Annotated in this window: 35 protein-coding genes and 1 tRNA gene; 23 read left to right on the top strand and 13 right to left on the bottom strand. The window is 60.5% G+C overall.

Translation table 11 applies throughout. The features are described 5' to 3' along the window. Nucleotides 1-32: 32 nt before the first annotated feature. Together AC07SZ_RS21740 and AC07SZ_RS21735 are read right to left on the bottom strand one after the other, a co-directional pair. The gene (locus tag AC07SZ_RS21740; protein WP_494915763.1) at nt 33-1,268 is read right to left on the bottom strand and encodes a tyrosine-type recombinase/integrase; all 1,236 of its coding nucleotides are present in this window, start codon (nt 1,266-1,268) and stop codon (nt 33-35) included. A 1-nt stretch (nt 1,269) separates the two neighbouring features. Next, nucleotides 1,270-1,881, bottom strand: a complete 612-nt coding sequence (locus AC07SZ_RS21735) for a hypothetical protein (protein ID WP_494915762.1) — start codon at nt 1,879-1,881, stop codon at nt 1,270-1,272. Between the two features lie 133 nt (nt 1,882-2,014). On the opposite strand from AC07SZ_RS21735, the gene AC07SZ_RS21730 reads away from it, so the two are divergent. The 11 genes from AC07SZ_RS21730 (at nt 2,015) to AC07SZ_RS21680 (ending at nt 8,055) form a co-directional block, all read left to right on the top strand. Next, on the top strand, nt 2,015-2,203 hold the full coding sequence (locus AC07SZ_RS21730; protein WP_494915761.1) for a DNA-binding protein: 189 nt from the start codon (nt 2,015-2,017) through the stop codon (nt 2,201-2,203). Further along, entirely contained in the window at nt 2,203-2,388 is a 186-nt protein-coding gene (locus AC07SZ_RS21725) for a hypothetical protein (protein WP_494915760.1), read from the top strand. The genes AC07SZ_RS21730 and AC07SZ_RS21725 overlap by 1 nt, the downstream gene beginning before the upstream one ends. Continuing rightward, nucleotides 2,388-3,164 carry a DUF3102 domain-containing protein gene (locus AC07SZ_RS21720; RefSeq protein WP_494915759.1) on the top strand — a complete coding sequence of 259 codons (777 nt, stop codon included), beginning with the start codon at nt 2,388-2,390 and terminating at the stop codon, nt 3,162-3,164. Before AC07SZ_RS21725 ends, AC07SZ_RS21720 begins: the two co-directional genes overlap by 1 nt. Further along, nucleotides 3,161-3,610: a hypothetical protein gene (locus tag AC07SZ_RS21715; protein ID WP_494915757.1), complete on the top strand. Its 450-nt coding sequence runs from the start codon at nt 3,161-3,163 to the stop codon at nt 3,608-3,610. The genes AC07SZ_RS21720 and AC07SZ_RS21715 overlap by 4 nt, the downstream gene beginning before the upstream one ends. Nucleotides 3,611-3,829: 219 nt before the next feature. Next, nucleotides 3,830-4,183 (top strand): hypothetical protein, encoded by a 354-nt coding sequence (locus AC07SZ_RS21710; RefSeq protein ID WP_494915756.1) that lies wholly within the window; start codon nt 3,830-3,832, stop codon nt 4,181-4,183. A gap of 17 nt (nt 4,184-4,200) precedes the next feature. Continuing rightward, a complete protein-coding gene (locus AC07SZ_RS21705) occupies nt 4,201-4,836 on the top strand; it encodes a hypothetical protein (RefSeq protein WP_494915754.1) in 636 nt (211 codons plus the stop codon). A 46-nt stretch (nt 4,837-4,882) separates the two neighbouring features. Beyond that, entirely contained in the window at nt 4,883-5,887 is a 1,005-nt protein-coding gene (locus AC07SZ_RS21700; RefSeq protein ID WP_494915753.1) for a phage major capsid protein, read from the top strand. 1 nt (nt 5,888) lies between these two features. Beyond that, nucleotides 5,889-6,431 (top strand): HK97 family phage prohead protease, encoded by a 543-nt coding sequence (locus AC07SZ_RS21695; RefSeq protein WP_494915752.1) that lies wholly within the window; start codon nt 5,889-5,891, stop codon nt 6,429-6,431. Between the two features lie 68 nt (nt 6,432-6,499). Beyond that, entirely contained in the window at nt 6,500-6,709 is a 210-nt protein-coding gene (locus tag AC07SZ_RS21690) for a cold-shock protein (RefSeq protein ID WP_494915750.1), read from the top strand. A 139-nt stretch (nt 6,710-6,848) separates the two neighbouring features. Beyond that, on the top strand, nt 6,849-7,157 hold the full coding sequence (locus AC07SZ_RS21685; protein ID WP_494915749.1) for a hypothetical protein: 309 nt from the start codon (nt 6,849-6,851) through the stop codon (nt 7,155-7,157). A gap of 103 nt (nt 7,158-7,260) precedes the next feature. Further along, entirely contained in the window at nt 7,261-8,055 is a 795-nt protein-coding gene (locus tag AC07SZ_RS21680; RefSeq protein ID WP_494915747.1) for a hypothetical protein, read from the top strand. A gap of 109 nt (nt 8,056-8,164) precedes the next feature. On the opposite strand, the gene AC07SZ_RS21675 is transcribed toward AC07SZ_RS21680, so the two are convergent. Both AC07SZ_RS21675 and AC07SZ_RS21670 read right to left on the bottom strand, forming a co-directional pair. After that, nucleotides 8,165-8,569 carry a calcium-binding protein gene (locus tag AC07SZ_RS21675; RefSeq protein WP_494915745.1) on the bottom strand — a complete coding sequence of 135 codons (405 nt, stop codon included), beginning with the start codon at nt 8,567-8,569 and terminating at the stop codon, nt 8,165-8,167. Beyond that, a complete protein-coding gene (locus AC07SZ_RS21670; protein ID WP_494915744.1) occupies nt 8,569-9,069 on the bottom strand; it encodes a hypothetical protein in 501 nt (166 codons plus the stop codon). The genes AC07SZ_RS21675 and AC07SZ_RS21670 overlap by 1 nt, the downstream gene beginning before the upstream one ends. Nucleotides 9,070-9,297: 228 nt before the next feature. Between AC07SZ_RS21670 and AC07SZ_RS21665 the strand changes: the two genes are divergently transcribed. Both AC07SZ_RS21665 and AC07SZ_RS21660 read left to right on the top strand, forming a co-directional pair. After that, nucleotides 9,298-9,726 (top strand): hypothetical protein, encoded by a 429-nt coding sequence (locus tag AC07SZ_RS21665; RefSeq protein WP_494915742.1) that lies wholly within the window; start codon nt 9,298-9,300, stop codon nt 9,724-9,726. Beyond that, nucleotides 9,723-10,175 (top strand): DUF3102 domain-containing protein, encoded by a 453-nt coding sequence (locus tag AC07SZ_RS21660; RefSeq protein ID WP_494915740.1) that lies wholly within the window; start codon nt 9,723-9,725, stop codon nt 10,173-10,175. Before AC07SZ_RS21665 ends, AC07SZ_RS21660 begins: the two co-directional genes overlap by 4 nt. A 36-nt stretch (nt 10,176-10,211) precedes the next feature. On the opposite strand, the gene AC07SZ_RS21655 is transcribed toward AC07SZ_RS21660, so the two are convergent. Continuing rightward, nucleotides 10,212-10,520: a hypothetical protein gene (locus AC07SZ_RS21655; protein ID WP_494915739.1), complete on the bottom strand. Its 309-nt coding sequence runs from the start codon at nt 10,518-10,520 to the stop codon at nt 10,212-10,214. A 74-nt stretch (nt 10,521-10,594) separates the two neighbouring features. Here AC07SZ_RS21655 and AC07SZ_RS21650 point away from each other — a divergent pair, with 74 nt between their 5' ends. Together AC07SZ_RS21650 and AC07SZ_RS21645 are read left to right on the top strand one after the other, a co-directional pair. Further along, nucleotides 10,595-10,816, top strand: a complete 222-nt coding sequence (locus tag AC07SZ_RS21650; RefSeq protein WP_494915737.1) for a DUF768 domain-containing protein — start codon at nt 10,595-10,597, stop codon at nt 10,814-10,816. 82 nt (nt 10,817-10,898) lie between these two features. Continuing rightward, a complete protein-coding gene (locus AC07SZ_RS21645) occupies nt 10,899-11,141 on the top strand; it encodes a hypothetical protein (protein WP_494915735.1) in 243 nt (80 codons plus the stop codon). Here the strand turns inward: AC07SZ_RS21645 and AC07SZ_RS21640 are convergent. Then, nucleotides 11,128-11,757, bottom strand: a complete 630-nt coding sequence (locus AC07SZ_RS21640) for a hypothetical protein (protein WP_494915733.1) — start codon at nt 11,755-11,757, stop codon at nt 11,128-11,130. The genes AC07SZ_RS21645 and AC07SZ_RS21640 overlap by 14 nt on opposite strands. 927 nt (nt 11,758-12,684) lie before the next feature. On the opposite strand from AC07SZ_RS21640, the gene AC07SZ_RS21635 reads away from it, so the two are divergent. Then, a complete protein-coding gene (locus tag AC07SZ_RS21635; RefSeq protein WP_494915731.1) occupies nt 12,685-12,945 on the top strand; it encodes a hypothetical protein in 261 nt (86 codons plus the stop codon). Then, nucleotides 12,942-13,517, top strand: a complete 576-nt coding sequence (locus AC07SZ_RS21630) for a hypothetical protein (protein ID WP_494915730.1) — start codon at nt 12,942-12,944, stop codon at nt 13,515-13,517. The genes AC07SZ_RS21635 and AC07SZ_RS21630 overlap by 4 nt, the downstream gene beginning before the upstream one ends. Before the next feature lie 36 nt (nt 13,518-13,553). Here the strand turns inward: AC07SZ_RS21630 and AC07SZ_RS21625 are convergent, their stop codons facing one another. Further along, nucleotides 13,554-14,444 carry a DUF4238 domain-containing protein gene (locus AC07SZ_RS21625; RefSeq protein WP_494915729.1) on the bottom strand — a complete coding sequence of 297 codons (891 nt, stop codon included), beginning with the start codon at nt 14,442-14,444 and terminating at the stop codon, nt 13,554-13,556. A 163-nt stretch (nt 14,445-14,607) separates the two neighbouring features. Next, nucleotides 14,608-14,684, bottom strand: a tRNA-Met gene (locus tag AC07SZ_RS21620). 241 nt (nt 14,685-14,925) lie between these two features. Between AC07SZ_RS21620 and AC07SZ_RS21615 the strand changes: the two genes are divergently transcribed. Further along, complete coding sequence (locus AC07SZ_RS21615; protein ID WP_056578140.1) at nt 14,926-15,891, top strand: Gfo/Idh/MocA family protein; 966 nt, start codon at nt 14,926-14,928, stop codon at nt 15,889-15,891. Nucleotides 15,892-15,906: 15 nt separating this feature from the next. On the opposite strand, the gene mnmA is transcribed toward AC07SZ_RS21615, so the two are convergent. Then, complete coding sequence (gene mnmA / locus AC07SZ_RS21610) at nt 15,907-17,097, bottom strand: tRNA 2-thiouridine(34) synthase MnmA (protein ID WP_056578138.1); 1,191 nt, start codon at nt 17,095-17,097, stop codon at nt 15,907-15,909. A 287-nt stretch (nt 17,098-17,384) separates the two neighbouring features. On the opposite strand from mnmA, the gene sciP reads away from it, so the two are divergent. Next, nucleotides 17,385-17,660: a CtrA inhibitor SciP gene (gene sciP / locus AC07SZ_RS21605; protein ID WP_006203587.1), complete on the top strand. Its 276-nt coding sequence runs from the start codon at nt 17,385-17,387 to the stop codon at nt 17,658-17,660. Between the two features lie 84 nt (nt 17,661-17,744). On the opposite strand, the gene AC07SZ_RS21600 is transcribed toward sciP, so the two are convergent. Then, nucleotides 17,745-18,671: an NADP-dependent oxidoreductase gene (locus AC07SZ_RS21600; RefSeq protein WP_056578136.1), complete on the bottom strand. Its 927-nt coding sequence runs from the start codon at nt 18,669-18,671 to the stop codon at nt 17,745-17,747. A gap of 89 nt (nt 18,672-18,760) precedes the next feature. Here AC07SZ_RS21600 and AC07SZ_RS21595 point away from each other — a divergent pair, with 89 nt between their 5' ends. Further along, nucleotides 18,761-19,159 carry a winged helix-turn-helix transcriptional regulator gene (locus tag AC07SZ_RS21595; protein ID WP_056578134.1) on the top strand — a complete coding sequence of 133 codons (399 nt, stop codon included), beginning with the start codon at nt 18,761-18,763 and terminating at the stop codon, nt 19,157-19,159. Nucleotides 19,160-19,275: 116 nt separating this feature from the next. Here AC07SZ_RS21595 and AC07SZ_RS21590 read toward each other — a convergent pair whose 3' ends face one another. Beyond that, entirely contained in the window at nt 19,276-19,653 is a 378-nt protein-coding gene (locus AC07SZ_RS21590; protein WP_056578132.1) for a hypothetical protein, read from the bottom strand. Nucleotides 19,654-20,104: 451 nt separating this feature from the next. Here AC07SZ_RS21590 and ctrA point away from each other — a divergent pair, with 451 nt between their 5' ends. After that, a complete protein-coding gene (ctrA, locus tag AC07SZ_RS21585) occupies nt 20,105-20,800 on the top strand; it encodes a response regulator transcription factor CtrA (protein WP_006203583.1) in 696 nt (231 codons plus the stop codon). 191 nt (nt 20,801-20,991) lie between these two features. Here ctrA and AC07SZ_RS21580 read toward each other — a convergent pair whose 3' ends face one another. Together AC07SZ_RS21580 and chpT are read right to left on the bottom strand one after the other, a co-directional pair. Further along, complete coding sequence (locus tag AC07SZ_RS21580; protein ID WP_056578130.1) at nt 20,992-21,360, bottom strand: response regulator; 369 nt, start codon at nt 21,358-21,360, stop codon at nt 20,992-20,994. Between the two features lie 219 nt (nt 21,361-21,579). Next, a complete protein-coding gene (chpT, locus tag AC07SZ_RS21575; protein WP_019860754.1) occupies nt 21,580-22,209 on the bottom strand; it encodes a histidine phosphotransferase ChpT in 630 nt (209 codons plus the stop codon). Nucleotides 22,210-22,594: 385 nt separating this feature from the next. Between chpT and AC07SZ_RS21570 the strand changes: the two genes are divergently transcribed. Together AC07SZ_RS21570 and AC07SZ_RS21565 are read left to right on the top strand one after the other, a co-directional pair. Further along, nucleotides 22,595-23,131, top strand: a complete 537-nt coding sequence (locus AC07SZ_RS21570) for a DUF1134 domain-containing protein (RefSeq protein ID WP_244494150.1) — start codon at nt 22,595-22,597, stop codon at nt 23,129-23,131. 158 nt (nt 23,132-23,289) lie between these two features. Then, nucleotides 23,290-24,441: a coiled-coil domain-containing protein gene (locus AC07SZ_RS21565; RefSeq protein WP_494915726.1), complete on the top strand. Its 1,152-nt coding sequence runs from the start codon at nt 23,290-23,292 to the stop codon at nt 24,439-24,441. Nucleotides 24,442-24,515 lie beyond the last annotated feature (74 nt).

Below are 24,515 nucleotides of genomic sequence, written 5' to 3'. Positions count from 1 at the left end.
TAATCTGGCTCTATGTCACGCCTATGTCGCATTCACCCCAAAAGCGAGCGTTCGGCTGCAGCCATTTCGTCGGCGTCATCGCCGCGCGGGAACAGGTGCCCGTAGACGTCCATCGTCATCATGATCGAGCTATGGCCGAGCCGTTCCTGGATCACCTTCGGCGGAAGGCCGAGCCCGCCGTCCTGCGGCCGATTGATCGACCATGAGGCATAGAAATGGCGTAGGGCATGCATGCCGCCGTACTTGCCCACCATTACTACCTCGCCAGCGTCGTCTCGCTCATCGCTCGGCACAGTCACGCCGGCCAGCACCTGGGTCGGCAGGAAACCGCGCTTGGTCATGTTCGACCGGCTTTCGATGTTGCCGCTTCCCGTCGGGAACACGTAGTGCAGTTCTCTCACCGGATTGCCGTCAACGTCGTTGCCAGTCAGGCGGCGAGGGCAGGCGAGCTTCCATTCTCGCAGGGCGTTGATGACCATCGGCGGAACCGGAATCGTCCTTTCTCCCGCTTCCGATTTTGGCCGGCCGATCTCGCCATAGTCGTCGGCGCGCTGATGCACGCTGATCTGCGCACGCTCGAAATCGACATCCTGCCAGCGAAGGCCGCGCAGCTCTGACGATCTCATGCCGGTGAAAATCGCGGTGATCAGCAGAGGACGCCAGCGGCCCGTCGCGGCGCCGACGATAGCCTTGATCTCCTCACGGGTCGGGATGTCGACGCCAATCTTCAGCTTGCTTTTCTGACGCTTGTCGGCTTGGCGTTCCTTGCCTCTCCGGCGGGCGCCGCGGAGATCCTTGACCGGATTCCGGGTAGCAAGGCCGCGTTCCTGTGCGTCTGAAAAGATGGACGCCAACGAACCCATCACCTTTCGAACCATAGCCGGAGAGCGGCCATTCTCGCGCAGTTTGTCGGCGAACTCGCGGGCGCCCGGGACGGTGAAATGTGACAGAAGCGTTTGCCCGATGAACGGCTCGATGTGCAATTGCAAGTGGCGCTTGCGCTGGTCGATCGATGACCGCTCGAGCCCGTCCTGTTCGCCCGTGGCAATCCAGAAGGCGCCCGCAGCCTTCACGATGACGCTCGCACTGTCAGCTACGTGTGACCCTGCCCTGACCTCGACCTTGGCTGTTGCGGCGAAGGTGTCGGCGTCCTTTTTCTTGGCGAAGGTCTTCAGCCGGCGAACGCCCTTGCCGTCGGCATAGTCGACCACCCAGGCGGTTTTTTCCTCGCCCTTGCCGTTCGTCCATATGCGCTTGCGGATGGACATCTTAGCGGTCTCCCTTTTGCATGTTCCTCTTGCGCATCGCTGCTTTTCGGCACCTGTCCGAACAAAACTTCGCATGGGATCGCCGGCCGGTAAGCGGGCCAGTCAGGAAATGTTTGCTGCATTGCTCACAGGTTGCCAGCACGGCGCCAGCTTCGTGGGCAAACGCGACCTCCATCTGCATGAGATCGCTCAGGCTTTCCGGTTTCATAACCAGCCGAGCACTGCCACCCGGCCCCTCTCGATCAAAAGCCGGCGTCAGCCTGATGTCTTCGAGCGCTTGGTTTGCTTTCCTGACCATGTCGGTCTCGTTGGCCGGCGCCAGAAGCTTGCGGATTTGCCTTGCCGCGAATGCGATCGCCTCTAGCGAGACTTCGGAAATCTCCGCAGGCATTCCGTATCGACGGATGAAGGCTAGCGCGTCCGTTTCATTCCTCACGTTCGCAAACGCCACGGAGATAGTGTTTTCCAGGTTCGGTATGTCGTGTGTTTCCGAACGAAAGCGCTTGCTCGCAGGTGCTGCAAAGGGACCCTCATAAGGGTTTCCGGTCTTCGTTTCCTCGTAGACGTCGACGCCGTCGATGCACCGTTTCCAGTCAAGCTTTATCGGTATCAACCTTTTTCTCCGTCACGCTAATTCGGACCGCGATTGCATATGGGCTTTACCAGTCTTTCCGTTTGTTCACAACCGTTATAGAACATTGTCACGGACTTCTTGAAAAGAACGTCCCGAAAATGGAGATAGCGGAATGAATGATAGTCCGGTGACGTCGCGCCCGCTTTGGGGCGCCAAAGCAATTGGCAAAGAGTTAGGGCTAACCCCCAGGCAGACGTTTCATCTGCTTGAGCGTGGCCTGCTTCCGGCCAAGAAAATTGGCGACAAATGGGTCGCGGATGCGAACCAGCTTCACGCCTTGATTTCCGGGGAGGCGGCATAATGGAACAGTTCGACCTCCAACCCGATGAGGCCGTGCGCGCCGCGGCCGAATATCTCGCCGGCCCGCGCGAGCGCTCCGGCCAGGCCTGCGTTCCCGAATTGCGGACAAGATACGGCCTGACAACCCCGGAAGCGATCGAAGCGATCAGGCTTGCCAACGCCCTCCGACTGGCGAGGGCGCACTGATGGCACCAGAAAAGCGAAAACCCGCCGCGGGCAAGGCGGCGGGCTCATCAGGGCAGTCGAAAGGTTGGGACCGGATCGACGATCAGGACCATACCGCATCCGCGACCATTGTTCAAGAAAACGCTGTAAATCTGCAAGATCGTCAACAAATACCGAACAGTAACCGCCTGCCGGTGCTTGCCGCTGAAATCAAAAACGCCAGTGTCGTTTTTACCCAGGCCCAGCGGATGTCGGCTGATTGCATCATCGTCATGGGCAAATCGCTGGTCGAGGCGAAAGAGCTTTGTGCGCATGGTGAGTGGACAGCCTTCCTGGAAGCGGCCGGCATTTCGCCTCGATCCGCACAACGCTACATGCGCATCGTCAAGTCGGGAATCGGCACCGACTATCTGTCGATCGTCGGGCTAACCGATGCACTTGAGGAGATCGACGCCGCAGTGGCGGCTATGCCGGATCCAGGCTGGGCAACGTTCATCTCCTATGAAAGCGAAGACGGTCCACCAGATGTCATGATGTGGTGGTCGACTGGGTCACTTACCGGCGGCTTTCTTCAGACTTGGAAAAAGGATGAAAAGCCGGATTGCCACGGCTGTCTAATCGTCGACAGCATGCCCGTCTTCTATATCGCCTTCATAGCGGAGGTGATGGCGTCGGGTATCGAAGGCAACAACCCGCGTCGGCAGATCGTCCGTCAGTCGATCCCGTTTGCCGAACGCGATGAAATGATTGCCTTCGCCCGCTCCGAAATGGCGGCCTATCGGGAGGCTCGCCCATGAGCCGGCGCGAGTTCAGCAAGGTCTCGTCGGCCCTGTGGCGATCGAAGCGCTTCCTGGCTCTCGCCAATGACCGCGCGCGCCTATTGCTGGTGTATTTCATCACCTGTTCGCACCAGAACAGCGCCGGCGCCTACAGCCTGCCAGTAGGCTATGCGCTGGCCGATCTCGGATGGATGGCGGACGAGTATCGGCGCCATCTGGACGAGCTCGTCGAGGCCTGCCTGATCGCCTACGACGACGACACGGAGGAGCTGTTCGTCACCGGCTGGTTTAAGGTCTGCCCGCCACAGAACGAGAAGCACGCCACCGGCACGATGACGCGCATCAACGACATCGAAAGCGATGCCGTCCGACAGGTCGCTTTGGGCGAGTTCAAGGAGTCGACCAAGTCGCGCTTGAGGATGCAAAGCGAGGTGCGCCGGCAGCGCCAGGAGGTCGACGAATGACCTTCAATCGATACCCATTCGATACCGTATTTATAGGGTATCCTATAGACACAGAGCAGAGGAGATGCAGACAGCAGATACAGACCGGAGAGAAGAGCAGACGTCAGACACAGATTCAGACCTCCTCTTTCATAAGCCATAGCTCTACGTCCCCGCGCGCGAGGGGATACGGGTCTTCCGCTCGACGTTGTAGCTACTTCGACAATCGGCGAATTTTCGATGTCGATTGAGCGTCGTTACGGCCCGACCGTCCTTCGCAAGCCAATCAGCTTCACGCTGACTAGCGGCGCCGACCCGACGGATCTCGCCGCGGTGCTTGACGAACTCGCCAACCGCACCTTGCGCCCGGAATGGCGCAAGGCTGCCTTGGCGATCAGAAGGGGAAGACGATGCCGGCGACCGAAGGACCCGCCCGAGCTTTTCGACGAGCTTTGCAGGCTCGTTGCAAGCGGCGTGGAGTTGGGGCCGGCAGCAAGGGCCTGCGCGGCAAACGCGGCCTCTGCCGGCGAGGCCTACAACATGGAAAAGCGCCTTGCCCGCCGCTACCGGCAACAATTTGGGACGCATAACTAAACGTCCCCGATACCGCCTTGTCGATCGACGCCTGGTTCCGGCATAAGCTTGGAATGGCAAAAACGAAATCCACTGCAGCACCCGGATCCTTGGCCCTGCTCAATGAGCGAGCCGCCGATATCCGCGACCACCGCAAGGCCGTCCTGGCCCAAATCATTGCCGCCGAGAAAGCAGGCATCCGCGCCAACTTCGATCCGGCAAAGGCAAACATCCGCGAAGCTGCGCTCAACCTGCTCAACGGCGCCGCTGCGCCGCACATCGCGCCCGGCGAAGATCCATCTGCAACTCTCAACGCCTTGCGTGTCGAGCTCATCGTCATAGACGAGGCGCTGACTGTCTCCGGCGATCTGGCGCGGTCACTGGCGATCAGGGAAGCCGCTGCCCGATACGAGGCGCTGCGCGATGACTGGCAGTCGGTCATGAACCAAATCGCGATGTGCCTCGTCGGACTCGAGAGGGCGCTGCAGGCGCGGGACGCGCTCAGCAAGGAGATCAAATCCACGTCGCCGCTGCCGGGAGAAGGATGGCCGCTCGCCGGTCGCCTCACCAACACGGGCAGCCAAACCTACCGCTTTCTGCAGGTGGCAGCCGCTGAGGGCTGGATCACCACAACCGAATTCGTCCAGGAGGTCGACAATGCACGCCGCTCATAATCAGTTTCTGGTGCGCCCTCGCGCCTTCGATGACGACGCCATGGCCATGAAGGCCGGCATGTTCTTTCGATCGGCGCTGCACAAGGGCGATGACGTCGCGAAGGCCTGGTGCGCGAAGAACGGTGTTGCCCTCCAGAGGGCGCAAGGCGAGACCACCAGCAGCATCGGCGGATATCTCGTTCCGACGGAAGTCGAGGCGGGCATCATCAAGATCCGGGCACTCGTCGGCACGTTCCGGCGCAACGCCAACGTAAAGCGCATGGGCTCAGATTCGCGGTCGTTCCCACGGTTGGACACTGGCCTGACCGCTGCATTCGTTGGCGAGAACGCGCTGATCGCCGAGCAGGATCGCGCGTGGAGCTCCGTCAACCTCAACGCCAAGAAAGCGGCCGCCCTGTCGCGGATGTCGAGCGAACTCGGCGAGGATGAAACCGTCGACCTTGGCAACGACTTCGCCGAGGACGCCGCCTACGCCTTTGCGAAGCTCGAGGATGATTGCGGCTGGAACGGCGACGGCACCAGCGCCTATGGCGGGATCACCGGCGTCAACATCAAACTGATCGACGGCGCCCATGACGCCGGCAAGATAGTCGCGGCAACCAACAACGACACTTTCGACGAAATCACGGCGACCGATCTCGGCACCGTTGTTGCCGCATGCCCCGAATACGCGCTCGCCAATGCGAAATGGTACGCCAGCTCGTACGCGATCGGCCGGACATTTGTGCGCCTCGGCGCCAGCGTCGTCGGGCTGATGATGACGCCGACCGGGCCCAAGCCGCTGCTGCAGTACGGATCGTACCTAATCGAGCCCGTGCCAAGCTTGCCAGGGAGCGGCGACCAAAGCGGCAAGGTCATGATCGCGTTCGGCGATCTTTCTATGGCGGCAACGCTCGGCGACCGTCGCGGCGTAACCGTCAAGACGACCGAAGAACGATACCTCGAGTACGATCAAATTGGTTGCCGTGCGACCCAGAGGTTCGACATCAACGTCCATGATCTGGGCAGCAACACCGTTGCCGGCCCGCTGGTCGCGCTGATCGGAAACTGACATGGCCGAGATTGTCCGCTCCGCATCTCCTGCCGTCCTGAAGTTTGTCGGTGATGGCATTGGATCCCGACAGGTCCGCGCCATCGTCTCGACGGGCGAGGTCGACCGCATGGGCGATGTCATCGACCAGGCCGGAATCAAGCTCGATGCCTTTCGCCGATCGCCAACGGTTCTATGGCAGCATGATGCCGACCATCCCATCGCCAAGGCCCTAAGCGTCGGCATCGAAGGCGGCAAACTCGTCGCTCTCGTCCAGTTCCCGGAAGCGGGCACCAGCGTGAAGGCGGATGAGGTCTATGGCCTGATCAAGGCCGGCGTGGTCAACAGCACGTCGATTGGCTTCCAGCCGCTCAAGAGCGTGCCGCTCGATCCCTCCAAGCCATATGGCGGCCAGCGCTACACTTCGATCGAGATGCTTGAGTTCAGCTTCGTAAGCGTGCCGGCCAATGCAGGAGCCCTCATCACAGGGCGATCGGCGAGCAAGACACCGCTGCTCGATGCAGCAAAGCGGCGCTTTGCCGAGATGAAGGCGGGCACAAGATGAGTATTCGCGAAAGCGATTTCCCGGCGCCGGATGAGCGAAGCAGAAGCCATCTGGCGCCGGTGACCCCTTTGACCAGAACCGGCCAGGTCGTGCGCTGGAAGGTTACGGAAGGCTACGGGTTCATCCGCCGGCATGACGGCGCTGATGTGTTCGCTCATGCGAGCCAGATCGTTGGAAGCGTCCGCGAACTGCGCGCCGGTCAACATGTCTCTTTCGAGATCGGGATCAGCGACCGCACCGGCAAGGCTGAGGCCCGCAGCATTAGATTGGCGAACTGAGATGACCGAAGGGATAGGGGGTCTCGACGCTCGAACCAGCCTGGGGGCTGAACCGCTTCGGGGTCACGAACAGATTTTTTATTCCGGCCGAGGTTTTTCCGCCAGATTGGCCATTTTTCAACGCCCGCGAGGCGCTTGAATGGCCGCGCCGCTGCTCGAACCCAAGGAATGTAGGGCTCCTGCCTGGATGAGTGGGCCTGAGAAGGCGTTGTTTCGCCGGCTTTTGCGGTCGGAAATCCACCAAAAGACATATGTTTCGGTCGAAAAGCTGGCCGTCATGGCCGATTACGTGTGTGCATCGTCACGGCTCAATGATCTGCGAAGCCGGCTCTCCACCGCCATCAAAGAGAACTCCGCAAAGGCCGAAGATAGGCAACGGATATTGGCGCTCAACACACAAATCAACGCCCTCGTCGCGTTGCGGAAGAAGCTGGGGGGCGCCCTATGAATGCCCGCGCATCTCTTGCCGCCACGCATCGCCCAATGAGGCCCGCTGGGGACCGCCCGATCGCCCACGACCAGCCGACGAACAACCAAAGGAGCAAGCAGCCATGACGTTCCCAATGCCATTTTACGGCGGCTTTCAGCAGTCAGCGGCCGCCGCTCCAGGCATCCTTGACGGTCTTTCCCCGACCGGTGCCTGGTCGTTCTCGCGAAACCTGCTTTCCAGCTTCGCAAGTTCTCGCTACTCGACGACAGGGACGCCGGCCCGTGTGCCGTCTCTTTTCGACCAGTCCGGGAATTCTCGCAACCTCACGGATGGTGCCACAGGTTTGGGTCAGCCACTCGCCACCACGGGCGGCCCGAATAGTCGGGCTTGCGGCCAATTCGACGGCACGCAGACCATCCTTTTCTCAAGCGGGGCACTCTCAACCTTTGTCGCGAACAATGCCAAGTTCATGATTTTCAGTTGCGTGATCAATGGTGGCGTCACGTTGAACAACGCCAACATCTATAATAATCACCACCTGTTTGGTGACGGCGGGTCAGATTACTCAGGGATCTACGCCAAAAACGTGGGCGGGACGACCAAGACGTTTTTTTCCTACAATTGGGACGGAACCGAGGACACGCCGGCGGGATCCGCCTTTTCAACGGGAACTGCCTATGTTGTGGCACTCCGGCATGAAGGCGGCAGCCTTTATCTCAGCGTAAATGGGGGAGCGGAAACTTCCGTGGCCAGCGGCAACACGACTGATTTGACCCATCAACTTCGCATCGGTGCGGGAGGGAAAAACAACGGTGCTGATATGTCATGGTTTGAGGGCGCTACCTTCTCCACCGTGCCGTCATCTGGCGACAGGGCTACGATCATCAGCGATTTCATGACCTGGATAGGAGCCTAATCATGACGGGAAAGCGCGTTTTCACACGAAACCCGAAATCGCCAGGTTCGTCCGCGAAAAGGTCGACTCTCTGCGTCCCAGCCGAGATACTGCCGCGCCTTTCCCCCAGTTAGTGACTGTTGCAAGCGATGCCGTCGTGGTTTGCGTCCAGCCTGTTCGTATCGGGGCCCGCAATGGGCGTATTCGCCGGGACGACTGGATTGTTTCCTTTCCCGCCGGCGCAGTCCAGATCGACGCCACTGTTCGGCACTACCCCTACCGCAGGAGTTCCCCCTCGATACCGCTGAACGACCGCCGCCATTCTTTGACCGTCGCCTTCGATGTGCGTGTTCTGGCTGTTCGGGTTGAACGGGTCGACCGTCTGGGCGAGGCCGTTAGCGCGGTTGGCGTCGCCGGCGGCGAGCGTCACCGTGTCATAGTGGTTTAGGTAGTCTGCACTGCAGCCGCTGATGGCCAGAATGGCGCTCAGGCAGAGCATCGATCCCAGGCGACAGATTACCGCGGCGCCGCCCATCAGACCGGTGCCGGGTTGATACCGGCCGCCCTAAGTCGAGCCCCGAGCTTCGATCGAGTGCTGCATGCCGCTTTGTCGCCCGCGACGCACTTGTTGTTCGCATCCGACCAGTCCAGCAGGGCAGTGTTGATCCAACTGCCTGGAGCGCGCTGGACTCCATAGGGTGTTGGTGGCGCACCAGCGGCTACGGCTCCCGCAGCCGCGGCGCCCTGTCCGTGCGGCGCGCGCTTCCATCCGTTTAGGATGAGGCAGTTCTTCATGTATTGATCTTCCGCAGCCAGGTTGCCCAGCGCATTGCCGATTCCGGCACCCGCAACAAAGCCAGGAGACCCAATGGCAATATAGCCTTGGTCAACCGACCCCTTTTGCATTTCGCACTGAGCATGGGCGACGTCGAAACTAGGCCCATAGCCTATTTGCATGTAGTCAGCTTGATTGCTTGTTTGACAGCCACAGAGCGGCATAATGGCAACGAGTGCCATCAACATTTTTCTGTTCATCCCCCAGCCCTCCCAAGGCTTTAAATCAGCATCTCCTAAAGTGAATATTTCTGCAAGTGAGGACAGTTGTTCTGGTAAATTTCGGCGAACATTGTTCCGAAATGTATAGGGCCGACGCCTTCAAGAGATATACCGGGTTATTTATCCTGGCAGGCGGTCTGCATCTCGACTTGCGTATAAGTCGAGACTTATGCAAATATCTGCCGCTCTCACAGCGAGGCGCGCGGCATGCTGGCAAGGCCTGATCGTCATCCCTGCAACATTCACGGCATCGCCCGCACATGCGGCGTCACGCTCCACGACAGCGCTGACAACCGGTCGAGCGGCCGGAAGCCAGGTCACTGCTACTGTAAGCCGACGGTGCGGGAGATAGGGCGCCAGTATGGGGAAGCGCATCTGGCCTTGGTGCTTAAGCTCATCAATCAGACCGGCAACGGCCTTGAGCTCCATGCGGCCACGCTACAGGCCGTCTCCTATCTGATCCGGGTCGAGGTGATGCCGATCGGCTCGGCCTTGTTCGAGGCTTTCGATCGGATCGACCTGGGCCATGTCCGACGCATGGCCAGGGCGATGCCTGGTCTGACTTCCAACAACATGGTGGCGCTGCTGTATCCGATGCTGGCCGGCACCGCGATTTTCGAAAAGGTGGCAGCATGACCGAGATCGAGATCCCGGACGTCGGCACCTATCGGCTGCCAAACCAATGGCAGAGCCAGCGGCTTCGGCGCCTCCGCGGCGAGGAGCGCCACACCGCTGTGCTTGCGATCGGTTGCGGGATGACGGTGCGCCAGTTCAACAAGCTGCCCGTCGACAAGCAACATGAGGTGCACAAGGCCTACCTCGCTCTCATGTCGCCAAGCAATGTCGTATCGCTGGCGGATGATCCGGCGCCGGCCGAGACGCGCCTGATCCCGCGCGGCCATCTGTCGATCGATCAGAAGATGGCGATCGGCCGCTGGCTGCTCCGCAATAAGGCGTCGCTGCCTCATGGGCATTTTGGGCCTTGGCTCGACAAGCAGAAAGGGCTTTCCCAAAGCATGGCCCATCAATGCATGCGACTGGCCACAGGCGGGCGCCAGGACGCGCGGGACGCGTTGGCGGCGTAAGACAGCCGGCAGCGGCAAACGCACGCTGGCGCCGTTCTATGTAGGCTTGTCGACAAGCGGAGTTTTACGCTTTGGCGGCACATAGCTGGTGACGAGCCGCACGGCACTGTGTTTGACCGTAATGCCCAGATCCTTGCCGCCTACCGTCACCGTATCCCCGTCGACGCGAACCACTTCGCCGGTCAGCTCGATTTTCTGCCCGCTGCTTATGTGCGGCGTGCTGTCTACGATGGAGTGTGGCTGACCGTAGGAAGGGATAAGAACACTCACGCGGTCGTCCGTGACGCGCTTGCGGACGGTTGCAGTGATCGCGACGGTATCGCCGACTTTGATGCCTTGGCCCATGCGATGATTCTGTAGCAGCCGGCGCCTGCGTCAAGATGAGCGGAACCTAATATGCATGCGCAGATTATCGCGGCATGAGCACACGCGGCACAGATTTCTTATACAAGTGGATTGGCGCCAACGTCCACAAGACGGCCGGGGCTGACATCATCTCCGTTGCCGAATTGACCCAGAAGCTTTTCGCCGATGCCAAAACGGTCGGGATCAGCAGCGTCGAGATCGAGGAAGACACCGGCAGCGTCTATGAAGCAATCCTCGACGCGATTGTGCATTACGAGTCCGGCCTGCCTGAATAGCCCTTGCGATCGAGATCGAGGCGAGGAATATAATCCTCCCGTTGCGGCGACCCCCCTCAAACGGAGTTCGGAGTTCGCTACCATGGCCAGATCAAAACCGTCCAAGCAATTGTCTCAGGCTGAAATCGAACGCTTCCTGACCGCGGCTGAAGCGCTGCACTTGAGCATCATCAAACCCTTCATCTCACCCCACTGCGATCACTACCGCCAGACGCGCGCCTTGCATGAGGCGCTGTTGAAGGCTGTGCGGGAGGTGACCGGGAAGGAAGTCGAGTTCATCCAGTGGAACACCACAGGACCGGTGCGGCCGCCTACGGCTGGGTAGCGCCATCGCCTTTTTCATCAGCCAGAACCTGGCCGAGCCCGAAGAGCCCGCCCAATATCCCAAATTCACCAGCGCCAGTTGGGGGTGTAGACTTCATCAAGGCCTCAGCAACGCGCTGTATGGACATACGACTCTCAATCGATCTCAGATCGTTGTCGATCTGATTGATGTTGTCGATTTGCTTCAAAAAGTCGTCGATCGACAGATCCATCTCAGGAAATTCCAACTTGCTGGTCGCTGAAATCAGGAAAAACTCGACACCATCCGACTTGGAACTTTGCCGAAAGGGAGTGTGGGCAATGCGATTTCGAAGTTCGCCGCATTTTCTGGCTCGCGTTGCTAGTGCGTCAAACTTCAGTGCTTGCTGCTTTTCGGGTATGAAAAAGTCGACCAGCGCTCGCAGTGTCTTTATCTTTTCATCGAAGCCCATGTTCCGGCCAACAATGGCAAGCCGCGCACCTTGGATGCCCATCACTTGGCCGATTGCCGCGTTGATGCCGAGTTCGAGCAGCGCAAAATAGCCCATGAAGGCACCGACGAGTGTGAAGGCTCTGGTGTCGGGTTCGATGGCTAGTAGGTGGGTCTTGGTTAGCATGCACGGCAGCATCGCGCGCAAGCTTCGCCCCCGCAAGGGCGCCCTTCAAAACCTGTTCAGACTGTCCCGCCTGGCACATCTCTCGACATCGCTCATGTCGGAAGCGCGGCTAAGGCATTGTCTCAGCTCATCATATCCTTGGGCGATGCGTCTGGCCTTCTCTGACAGATCATCCATGTCGGACTTACACACAAATCCGCCAGGGAAGCAGGTGTAACTGTCGAAGCATTGCGCATCTCGACGCACAACTTTTTCGTTGTAGTCGACGCAGGACGGTTGGCCCATCGAGCAAGAAAACGATTGCGCCATGGCATTCGTAGCGCCCAGAAGAGCGATACCTAAGAAGATCAATGTACGCATAAAACTTCCCCCCGAACTCGCAGCGACAATCGCGCGAGCATGGAAAGGCGTCAACGGCATTGACCGGCTCCCCGCGAGGGGAGCGCTTGACGAAATCGGCGAATAAGCGGAACGTTGCAGGCGGAGCTTCGAAACTCCCGCCAATTGGGCTTGCCGGCCCGTAGGCAACCAGAGCGTTGGGCGAGGCGATCCTTGCCGGGATCAAGTACGTCCAACGAAAAGAACGAGCCGACAAGCCGTCGGCGCGAACCGGCGCACTATGCCGGGAAGGCGACGGCTATGCAATACCCGAAAGGGAAAGGCCGTCGCGCACAGTCTCTGGCTGTGTTTCGAACTTCCCGGCGCCAGTGTCGACCGCTGGCAATAGGAAAGCACCGACAACGATCGGCACTTTCCCCGGCCTTCGAAAGCCGGCAATCCAGAGAGACCACAAATGACCTACCTCTCCATAGCCATGCTGCTTGCCGCAGCGGGCCTCCGCACGCGCCTTGGGCGCCTCTGCCTGGCTCACCAACTCCTCAGCGCCTCCAACGTGCTCCACGAGGCCGGTAGCCGTGCCCTTGACGCTGCAAAGCGGGAGGCAGGCCAATGACCAGCCTTTCCCGACGCTCCGCGCTTGGCGCAATCGCATCGATACCGGCCATAGGAGGCGCTGTAGCAGCAAGCGCGGCGCCGGCCAGTCAAACCCCTGTCGAGCGGTTCCAAGCAGCTGTTGAAGAGTTGAAGGCAGCGGCCGAGGTACTTGACCCGAACATCTACGAATGGATGGTGAAGACCAACGGCAGTCTCGCATGCGGGCTGCTGATCTGCGCTTTCCGCAAGGCGAAGCACGGCGAGGTGGCGTCATGAGCGACCTCGATCTCACCAAGAAGGGCGAAGCCTATGTCGCCGCGGCGCTCGGAACTTCTGCCTTGGAAGTTCCGTCCGCCGATACACTTCTCGTCCCGCTCACCAACCGCAAGGCAATCGCCGACTCGATCGAGCGGCTGATCGACATGCTGGACGCGATGTCGCCGGATCCAGACCTCGAGCCATGGCTTGGCGTCGGCGACGACCGAGAGCAGGAGAACGAGCACGGCGGCGACGTTCAGGACGAGCCGCACGACCGAGACGGCGACGACGAGCCTTGGCTTGGCTGGGGAGAAATCTGCGGGCAGGGGCCGAAAGTCGGCATTGACTGCAGCATGAGCGATATCGAGCATGACTGCTGCGCAGACGATGGTGGCGGCGGCGGGCTCGGGTTCACCGGAGAAGGTCACGATCAGGCAAGGAAGATGCTTCGCAAGCTCTGTCGGTCTGAGCCGTCCCTGACCATCATCGGACCGGTCGTCACCGTGCCGGGCTGGAAAGGTCCGCTATCGAAACCCGATCCAGACAGCATGGACCTCCGCGCGCACTATTGGGCGGCGAAGGGATTCTGATCAAAATATTCCCGGCGAGAATAATAGCCCGCTGCCTCACGGTGGCGGGCTTTTCTCGCGAACGCGGAGCAAGCCGGGTTGACGATCAGCGCCCAAACGATTCGAAACGAAGCGGAGCTGGGCGTCAGTCGAGCCGAAGACAAGCTTCTCCGCATGCCCGACGACTAGTCGATTCACTTGCGAGACGAGATCGTTGACGCTCAAGTTTTTGAATCGGTCATTGGCTGCCTTGTTTGTCGACGCCATGAACAGTTTGTGGGGTCCGATCGGCAATGCGATATGTCCGTTTTCGTCGTTCAGGGGCTGTCTGATGACTGGCCTATCAGAGGTCAACAATTCGAACTTAGCGTTCCTGGTGTCAGCGACAGCCCAAAACATGTCGTTGATCCGTCTTCCGACGCGTAAATTGTCAATCATGTCCACATACGCGTCGAAAAGGTATGGGTCCGACTGATCTGGCGGCATTGCTTTCAGGCGCTCTCTGAAGGTGAGCGGATCCGTTTCGCTGCGTTGCGCCTGATAAGCGCGCTCAGCGTCAGCATCAGGCTCGGTAAACGTAGCATCCCAATGATCTCGCAAGGCCGCTACATCTGACGGGGCCCTCAGCGCCAACGACAGTAGGAATCTTGTCCAGGCAGATCTCTCGCTAATGGACCAATCGCCGACGACCGGGCCGCTTCTTTCTAGTCGCTCGAGAACGCGCGCCGCCTGATCGTCCATAACTTGAAAGAATCGCTTCTCAACAACGTCCGCAACGTCGGGTTTGGCGCCCCTGATGCTGTATAGCCGATCTTCGTAGCCGGTCCCGGAAGGGGAGGTCATGCGGGGGTTGACGCGAGGACCAAATGGTCGACTGAACTCGCACAGCCGGCCGTCCGGGCCGACCCAGCGTTTAAGATAGAAGACCGGGATATAGTGGTGTCGCACCCATGCCCCTTATCTATGTCGCATCCATGTCGCGTGGAGTTGCCGATAGTCGCAGGAAACCCTTGGAAATCAACGGTAGCCAGTTGCAACATAGCGCGACACGAGGGCAGCAACAGAGGCGAACTGGATAGCGCCTAAGTTGCTGATTTTATTTGGAGAAATTTGGTAGCGGGAGAGGGACTTGAACCCCCGACCCCAGGATTATGATTCCCGTGCTCTAACCAACTGAGCTACCCCGCCAGGGCGGCGAAAGGCCCGAAATCCGCCTTAAATCGAAAGGCATTTCGAGGCGTTCGCCAAGGTCGCGCGGATATAAGGTTGGGAGGGCGAGCCTGTCAAGCTTCGAAGCATTCCATATCGCAGCATATTCTCATTGCCGAAAAAAGCTTTGCCGCGTGGACATTTGGTTGCAACCGCCGGGGTTGAGTTCGAAGGGGCACGTCGCTATGTCTCGGCCACGAGTTTTTAGAGTTTGAAACAGATGAAGCCGCGCATTGCAGTCCTCGGTTGCGGATACTGGGGCAGCAACCATATCCGCACCCTCAAGGCGCTTGGCGCGTTGTACGCGGTTTCCGACGCCAACCGGGCGCGAGCCGAAGGCTTTGCCAGCGAACAGGATTGCCTGGCCATCGAGCCCGATCAGCTGTTCGGCCGGGACGACATCGACGCCATCGTCATGGCCTTGCCGCCGCAGTTCCATGCCGACCTTTCCGTGCGCGCCGCTGAAAGCGGCAAGGACCTGCTGGTGGAAAAGCCGATCGCGCTGACGGTGGCGGATGCCGAGCGTGCGGTGCAGGCGGCCAAGGACAATGGTCGCGTCTTCATGGTCGGCCACGTCCTGCGTTTCCATCCCGCCTTCGAGACGCTGAAGGGGCTGATCGACAATGGCGAGCTCGGCGAGGTCCGCTACATACATTCGCACCGGCTTGGCCTTGGCAAGTTCCACACCGAGAACGATGCGCTGTGGGATCTGGCGCCGCATGATTTGTCGATGATCCTGGCCATCACCGGCACCGAGCCGATCGAGGTACGCGGCGAGGGCGCCGCCCTCCTCGACAATCTCAGCGACTTCGCGCATCTGCACATGCGCTTTCCCAACGGCCTGCGCAGCCATCTTTTCACCTCGCGGCTCAATCCCTACCGCGAGCGGCGGCTGACCGTGGTCGGCACCAAGGCGATGGCGGTGTTCGACGATGTCGAGCCGTGGGAGCGCAAGCTTGCCGTGTACCGCCACGCGGTCTGGCAGGACAGCGGCCAATGGGCGTTCACCACCAACGAGCCATCCTATGTCGCGGTCGCGCAAGGCATGCCGCTGACGCGCGAGCTGGAGCATTTCATCCACTGCATCGAGACGCGCGCCGAACCCCGCACCAGCGGCGAGGAAGCGATCAGGGTGCTGCGCATCCTGACGGCGGGCACCGTCACCCACACCAAATCGAAAGACTGAGAAGGCGCCGGCCGTCTATTCGGCGGGAATTCGCGCCGGCCTTGCCGCCAGCTTCGTCAGCATGGCCTCGGCCTCGGCGCCCCGCTCGGAGCGCTCGATGAAACCGCCGCCGAAGATGCGGGCTTCGTTGCCGTCATCGGAATAGAGCACGCAGGCCTGTCCGGGCGCGATGCCGGATTCGCCGTCCGCCAATTCGACTGATGTCACGCCTGCCTCATGGCGCAGCACCGCTGGACGCGGCGGCCTGGTGGAGCGCACCTTGGCGAACAGTTCGATGCCGCCGGCTGGCACATTGGCGAGCGGACCGTCGCCAAGCCAGTTCATGTTGCGCAGATAGATCTTGTGCGTCTCCAGCGCCTCGCGCGGGCCGACCACGACGCGGGCCCGTTCGGCGTCGAGATGGACGACATAGAGCGGTTCGCCCGACGCGATGCCGATGCCGCGGCGCTGGCCGATCGTGTAACGCAGGATGCCTTCATGGCGGCCGAGCACGCGGCCATCGATGTGAACGATGTCGCCCGGATTGGCGGCAGACGGCTTCAGCTTGGCGATGATATCGGAATATTTGCCCTGCGGCACGAAGCAGATGTCCTGGCTGTCCTGCTTGGCGGCCACCGTCAGCCCCATCTCCTCGGCGATCGCGCGAACCTGCGGCTTCGACAGGCCGCCCAGGGGAAAGCGCAGATAGTCGATCTGCGCCTGCGTGGTGGCGAACAGGAAATAGCTCTGGTCGCGGTCGGCATCGACGGGCCGGTAGAGCGCGCGGTGGGCGCCGTTGGCGCCGGAGCGGATATAGTGGCCGGTGGCGAGCGCGTCGGCGCCAAGCTCCTTGGCGGTGGCCAGGAGATCGGCGAACTTCACCGTCTGGTTGCAGGAGACGCAGGGAATGGGGGTTTCGCCGGCGACGTAGCTCTCGGCGAAGGGGTCGATGACCGCCTTGCGGAAACGCTCTTCGTAGTCGAGCACATAATGCGGGATGCCCAGCGTCTCGGAGACGCGACGGGCATCGTCGATATCCTGTCCGGCGCAGCAGGAGCCGGCCCGATGCGTTGCCGCGCCGTGGTCGTAAAGCTGCAAGGTGACGCCGACAACATCATAGCCCTCGCGCTTCAACAGGCCGGCGACCACGGACGAATCCACGCCGCCCGACATGGCGACGACGATGCGGGTGTTTTCGGGACGTCCGGGAAGGTCGAGACTGTTCATGATGCTTTCATTCTGCGCGGCGTCTGAATGCCAATGTCGAGAATATAGGTCAAGCTTTCCCACGACGCCAGCTTGCAGGCCGATTCACGGATTGCGGTCGATCCGCCATCCGTCGGATTTTTCCCAACCAATTCAAGGCTTCGAGCCCGATGTTTCAAATGCCTGCGAAAAGACTAACGCGCCGTTCACGATCCTTACCTAGTCATTAGGGTCTGCTTAGGCAATTTTTAAAGCTGTGGCGGTAACGTGGCGGGGATTGGGTCTTTGAGTTTTTTGTAGAGAGTACGATGACCGATCTGGTTAGACCTAGAGTCAAGTATGTTATTGGGCCTGACGGCAGCCCTCTTACGATTGCCGACCTGCCGCCGACGAACACGCGTCGCTGGGTTATCCGGCGCAAGGCGGAAGTGGTCGCGGCGGTGCGCGGCGGGCTTTTGAGCCTTGAAGAGGCATGCCAGCGCTACAAGCTGACCACCGAGGAATTCCTGTCCTGGCAGGCGTCGATCGACGAATATGGCCTTGCCGGGCTGCGCACGACGCGCATCCAGCAATACCGGCATTAGAGCCGGCCTGGCACAGTCAAAGGGCGCGGCACTCCGCGCCCTTTTGCTTTTGCAGGGCCTTCGTCCCGAGGCAATTTCCCGCAATCAGACCGTCAGCGCCACCTTGCCGATCGGCCTGGTGGCGAGAAACGCGTGAGCGGCACCGGCCTCTTCGAGTGGAAAGCTCCTTGCTACGTGAACGGCAAGCTTGTTCGCGTCGATCAACCGACCAAGCTCCACAAGGCCTTTTCGGTCAGGCACGACGGACATGCGCTCGACCCGGATATCGCGCGCGCTGGCCAGTGCCCTGGTGGTGTCGTTCAGGTTCAGCAAGGACACCAGCACACCGCCATTCCTGATGACCTTCAAAGAGAGTTCGGCGTGCTCGCCGCCCATCGGGTCCAGCACCAGATCGATGTCGTTGATCCGGTTGGTAAAATCGCCTTGTGTGTAGTCGATGACCTCGTCGACGCCGAGCTCGCGGACGAAATCGAGCTTGTTCGGGCTGGCGGTGGCGACGACATAAGCGCCGCGCGCCTTGGCGATCTGCACCGCCAGATGACCGACGCCGCCGGCGCCCGCATGAACCAGCACACGCTGGCCCGGCTTCAATGCGCCATGGCGGACAAGGCCTTGCCAGGCGGTCAGGCCGGCCAGCGGCAATGCGCCCGCCTGGATGTGGTCCGCCGCCTTCGGCTTCAGCGCGATTTCATCGGCTGGCACAGCGGTCAGTTCGGCGTAGGCCGCCGCCTGCTTGGGGAAACGCGGCATGCCGAATACCTCGTCGCCGATCTTGAGATCGGTGACGCCGGCCCCCAGCGCCTCGACCGTTCCCGAAATATCCCAGCCGAGGATGAAGGGAGGTTCGCCAAGCAGCGGATAGTAGCCGGCGCGCACGGCGCCATCGACCGGGTTGATGCCGGCGGCCTTGACGCGGACCAGCACTTCACCGGGCTTTGCGGTGGGGTCGGGCTGATCGGCAATGACAAGGACGTCGGGTCCGCCAACGGAAGTCTGGATAACGGCACGCATGGGAGGTCTCCTGCTTGGTTGCTGCCGCTATCATTTGGATAGTAATATTCTCTTGTCCAGTATGTACCTTCTTGATATATAGGTACCTTATGGATAGTGAAGATAACTCCCCCTTCGGTTATGACGCGTTCCGGCGGACATGTCCGTCGCACACCGTGCTGGAGATGCTGGCCAGCAAATGGGTCTACTTGGTGGTGTGCGCGCTGCGCAAAGGCCGGCTGCGCAATGGCGAGCTTGCCCGCAAGCTCGAAGGCATCACGCCCAAGATGCTGACGCAGACGTTGCGCGTGCTGGAGCGTGACGGGCTGGTGCGGCGTGAAATCTTCCCGGTCATTCCGCCGCGCGTCGAATATGAATTGACCGAACTCGGCCAGAACCTGGCGGGACTGCTCACCCAGATCAGGGCCTGGGCGGAACAGCATGCGCCAGACATCAAGGATGCGCGAGCCAAGGCGATTGCTGTAAATGCAGGGGAATGGGCCGCCTAGGCAGCTCGCCGTTTCCCGGAAACCGCATTCTTTCTGCTTTTACGCAATTCCGGACGGAAAGCCGCCAGACACTTTCCTGGAATTGCTCCAGCTACACGCCGACAGTCCCGGCTTGTTCAACCGATCATGGCGCTGCGGCCGCCGGTCTCGGCTTCGCGAATCTTGGTGTCACGCGATTCCAGCATTTCGGCCTTGGAAAGCTCCGCTTCAGCTTCGCCGAGTAGTGATTCGGCAGCGCTTCGCTGTTGTGCGAGGTCGCTTTGCGAATTTCTGAGGTTGTCGCGGCGCAAGCGCGCCGCCTTGGCGAAGGTCGGATAGGCGAAATGATTGATGTCGGTGATGCCGGCTTTCTTTTCCTCGGCGGTGATTTGAAGCTCCAGTTCGACGGCCATGCGTTCGAACTCGGCGATCATCATGTCGAGTTGCAGCAACTGCCGCCGCTTCTCATTCACCTGAAACTGTTTCAGCCGAACGAGGTTTTCACGTGACTTCATGATTCGGTACTCCCGGAAACGCACACCCGCACATATCGTCCAAACCACCTGGAAACGCCCAGGCGTTGCCCGTGTCCACCGGCTTTCCCCGGACTATAGGAAACAAAACCCTAAAGTTTTTTGCCGGCGGTAACCATTCGTTTACGGGCATTGTTAATCATACGGGTCAGGGCTTAAGGCCGGGTAAAAATTCCGGTCGCCGAAGCGAAGGCGCGTCGATGAGTCCCTGGAGTCGCTTAGTCCAGGTTATTAATGTGTTGCATTAGGAATTTGGGTCTAGGATTCGTTATTAGATTCAAGAGGGTGTAGAAAGGGGTTAAAAAATCTGATACCGTCATGGACGGGAAATTAGGTTTTGTTAACCATTCGATGGCAGCCTCTGCACAAGGCAACCACTGCTCCGGGGCAGGACGGGTCGTGAAATGGTCCGGCAGCAGAAAAGGGGAATGAAATGCGTGTTCTGCTGATAGAAGATGACAGTGCAACCGCACAAAGCATCGAACTGATGCTGAAATCGGAAAGTTTCAATGTCTATACGACGGACCTCGGCGAAGAGGGTGTCGATCTGGGCAAACTTTACGATTACGACATCATCCTTCTCGATCTCAACCTGCCCGACATGTCCGGCTACGAGGTCTTGAGAACGCTTCGTCTCTCCAAGGTGAAGACGCCTATCCTCATCCTCTCCGGCATGGCCGGCATCGAGGACAAGGTCCGCGGCCTGGGCTTCGGTGCCGACGACTACATGACCAAGCCGTTCCACAAGGACGAGCTGGTGGCGCGCATCCACGCCATCGTGCGGCGCTCCAAGGGCCACGCCCAGTCGGTCATCACCACCGGTGACCTGGTGGTCAACCTCGACGCCAAGACCGTTGAGGTCGGCGGCCAGCGCGTGCACCTGACCGGCAAGGAATACCAGATGCTGGAACTGCTCTCGCTGCGCAAGGGCACCACGCTCACCAAGGAAATGTTCCTCAACCATCTCTATGGCGGCATGGACGAGCCGGAGCTGAAGATCATCGACGTCTTCATCTGCAAGCTGCGCAAGAAGCTCGACGCCGCGTCCGGCGGCCAGAACTACATCGAGACGGTCTGGGGCCGCGGCTATGTGCTGCGCGAACCCGAGGACATCCGCGTCAGCGCGTGAGCCGCCCGACTATTGTCATCTTCAATAAAAACCCGGCTTCAGCCGGGTTTTTGCGTCAGCGGTCGCAATGACGGTGGGCTGCCAGAGCAATTCCAGGAAAAGCGTGACACGGTTTTCCGTCCAGAACTTCGCGCAAAAAATGAGATAGGGCGGTTCGGCGTTTCCGTGAAACGGCGAAACGTTCCGGCGTCTCAGGCTGCGATCTTCAGGGTGCGAAAGCGCTCGAGCAGCTGCGGGCGATTGAACGGCTTCAGGAGATAACCCTGGGCGCCCGCGCGCTTGGCCCGCATGATCGACGCGATGTCGAGTTCGACCAGCGAGATCAGGATCTGCGGCTTTATCGGGCTCTCCATGGCGCGTACGCGGCGGATGAGGTCGACCGCCTGGACGTCCGGCAGGGCGCCGTCGACGACGATGATGTCGGGCATGTCGGCGGCGCACATCTCCAGCGCATCAAGCCCGCTGGCCGCTTCGATGACCATCATGTCGGAACCGCCCAGGATGCGTTTTGCAACTTTCCTGATGACGCTTGAATCGTCGACGAACATGCAGCGTTTCATTCCGGGTCCTCTTTGCCCTTGGGCAATCCGGTCGTGCGGGCATCTGCTGCGCACCCTAGACCAATCTGGTAAAGAACCCGGAAAGCCATTGGGTAAAATTTTTGCAAAGATGCGGATGAGGCGCTTTTCTTTGCGGATGCTTCGCTGGCGCTCCCAGCCGAGCCATCACGACAATATTACGGTGCTGAAATACTTTGCTCTGCCGGCAAGTCGGGCGGCTCAGGCAGCCGAAAGTACGATTTCTTCCGCCGTCGCGTGGATCGATATCGTCATGCCGGCCTCGCGGGCCAGAAGCAGCGTGTAGTAGGGCTGCACCGAATGCGCATCGATCGGCTCTTCCGGCTTGTGGCCGGAATGCAGTTCGAGGAATTTCGGCGGCACGCGCAGCATCGGGCCGCTTGCCGATAGGGAAATGCGCGGCTCGGTTTCGAGATTCTCGAGGGTGACGACCAGCTTGCCGCCACGCGGAATGGCGGCGTTGGCGACCAGGATCAGGTTGAGCAGCAGCTTGACCTTGTTCTTGGGCAGCAGCGCCCGCGCCCCGTTCCAGGTCAGCTCCGGCTTTTCATTCTTGAGGAAGGCGATCGCCACCGCTTCGGCATCGCCGGTGTCGATCAGCATGCCGGCCGAACCGGCCGCGCCGAAGGCGATGCGGGCGAACTGCAGCCGGGCCGAGGCGTTCTTGGCGCTCTGGCGAATGAGCCGCATGGCGTCTTCGTCGGCGCCGCCCTCGTCAAGCAGTTCAAGCCCGTTGTTGATCGCGCCGACCGGCGAGATGATGTCGTGGCAGACGCGGCTGCACAGAAGCGCCGCCAGGTCAGGCGCGGAAAGGGTGAACAGATCGGCCATCGGTGAAAATCCCTGCAAAAATCCACAATTCATGGCCGAGCGATTGATTACCGCGCCTGCGCACACGAATCATGCTCCAACCCGAGGCTTTCTGAATACACAGCACTCGTAGGTACAGCAACAAACCCAAAATTTTCGTCTGGCAAGTGGCGTGTTCGCGCAGGCCGCAGCGCCGCGCGACCCCAAAGCCAGCCTTCGAACCGCCATCTTCCTGTGGGAGTTAATGGTTGAAAAAGAATTACGGCATAGTTTGCCCTAACTGTCATCCTTAACGGCCGCCTAAAGAGCCGGACCGGATGCGAGGCGTCGGCGAAAGTGCTCCATGACGGAGATTGGAAGCATGTTTTCCCGATTCTATGACCGGAGTGTCCTCCGTGTCCTCTCAATGGCGATCACGCTCATGGGCGTCCTCGTCTTCTCGACTTCAGCCCTGCGGGCCCAGGAATATACCGCTCAGGAGATTATCGATTCCGGTCACAAGTTCTTCGGCGCGACATCGGGTGGACTCGCCACGGTCGTGGAGAAGATCTTTGCCTCCTACGGCTTGCCCAATGGCTATCTCCTCGGTGAGGAGGGGTCGGGTGCGCTGATCGGCGGCCTGACCTATGGCGAAGGCACGCTCTACACCAAGAATGCCGGCGACCACAAAGTGTTCTGGCAAGGCCCGTCGCTGGGCTGGGATTTCGGCGGCGAGGGGTCCCGGGTGATGATGCTGGTCTACAATCTCGACGATGTCGGCAACCTCTACAACCGCTATGGCGGTGTGGCCGGTTCGGCCTATGTGGTGGCGGGTGTCGGCTTCAATGTGCTGAAGAACAACAATGTGCTTCTGGTACCGATCCGCACCGGTGTCGGCGCCCGGCTCGGCGTCAATCTCGGCTACCTGAAGCTGACCGAACGGGCGACCTGGAATCCATTCTGATTCCAGCCGTCGTCGCCGCAAAGCCGGCTTTTCCGTGGGAATTGTAGGCCTGCGACGCTCCATGCGCCGCGGCAGGCTCTTGCCGCAGCGCCGGATTTCCGCCATGCCAGTATGATGCGGTCCAGTCCAGGTGGTCGCCGCCGATAGCGGGTTGTCTTTTGGTTCAGTCGGTCCTGTTCTTTGCCCTCGGCTTTCTCTGCGCCGGCTTTCTGGCGCTGATCGTGGCCCCGGCCGTCTGGCGGCGTGCGGTCTCCCTGACCCGCCGGCGCATCGAGGCCTCTATCCCGTTGACGCAGGCCGAGATCCAGGCCGACAAGGACCGGATCCGGGCCGAGTACGCCATGTCGACGCGCCGCCTCGAGATGAACGTCAAGGCGTTGCGCGAAAAGGTGGCCGAACAACTCGTCGAGATCACTCGCGGCCACGAGGCGTTGAAGGGGCTGGCGGTCGAACGCACGGACAAGAATCACGCGCTCGCGGAACTCGGCGCCAAAAGCGAAGCATTGCGGCAGCGCGAAGAGGAACTGCACCAGCTTTCGGAGCGGCTCAAGGAAACCGAGCGCAAGTTGGAGAAGCGGGCGCTCGAACTCGAAAAGCTGGAGCATATGTACGACGATGCCAGTTTTGCCTCCAGCAGCCGGCAAATCGAACTCGTGGCGCGTGAGTCCGAATTGCAGAAGCTTGCCAGCGACATCTCGCTGCTGCGCGGCCAGCGCAAGGAAGCGGATCGGCGCAATCAGGAAATCGCGGCCGAAAGCAAGGCCGCGCGCGATGCCCTGAAGGTGGAGAAGAAAAGGTTGGCTGAACTCGACAAGAAGGTCGAACGGCTGCTGGCGACGCTCGCCGACCGCGAGGACAAGCTCGACCGCCGCGAGAAGGAACTGGCGCGGCTGCGCGAAAAGCCGAAGGCCGAGGAGGGCGGACCGGCCTTGCGCCTGGTCGGCAGGCCGGATGAAGCGGGAGGGGACGACGAGGCCAAGAGGCGCGACGACCTGGACCAGGCGATCGCCAAGCTCGACAGCGATCGCGAACGGCTGGAGGCCAGGCTAACGGCGCTGGCGCGCGAGAACAAGCTGCTCAAGGCGGATCTCGGCGCCTTGGCATCGTCGGGTTCGGCGAATGGCAGTGCCGCGCTGCGCGAGCAGATGAACGAGTTGGCGGCTGAAGTCGTCCACCTGACGGCCAAGCTGGAGGGGCCCGATTCGCCGATCGCAAAAGCGCTGGCGGGCCCGCAGGACAGCCGATCCGATGGCGGCAATCTCAGTCTCGCCGACCGCGTGCGGGCCTTGCAGAAGGCGGCCGCGAACTAAGGTGTGTCGAGATTCAGGTGATGCCGGCCTGCAAACGGCGGCTTTCTGCGCTTCCGGTGCTCACGTACCCAAAA

Source organism: Mesorhizobium sp. GW821-FHT07A06, assembly GCF_059419085.1.
This window is presented reverse-complemented; position numbering and strand designations above follow the sequence as displayed.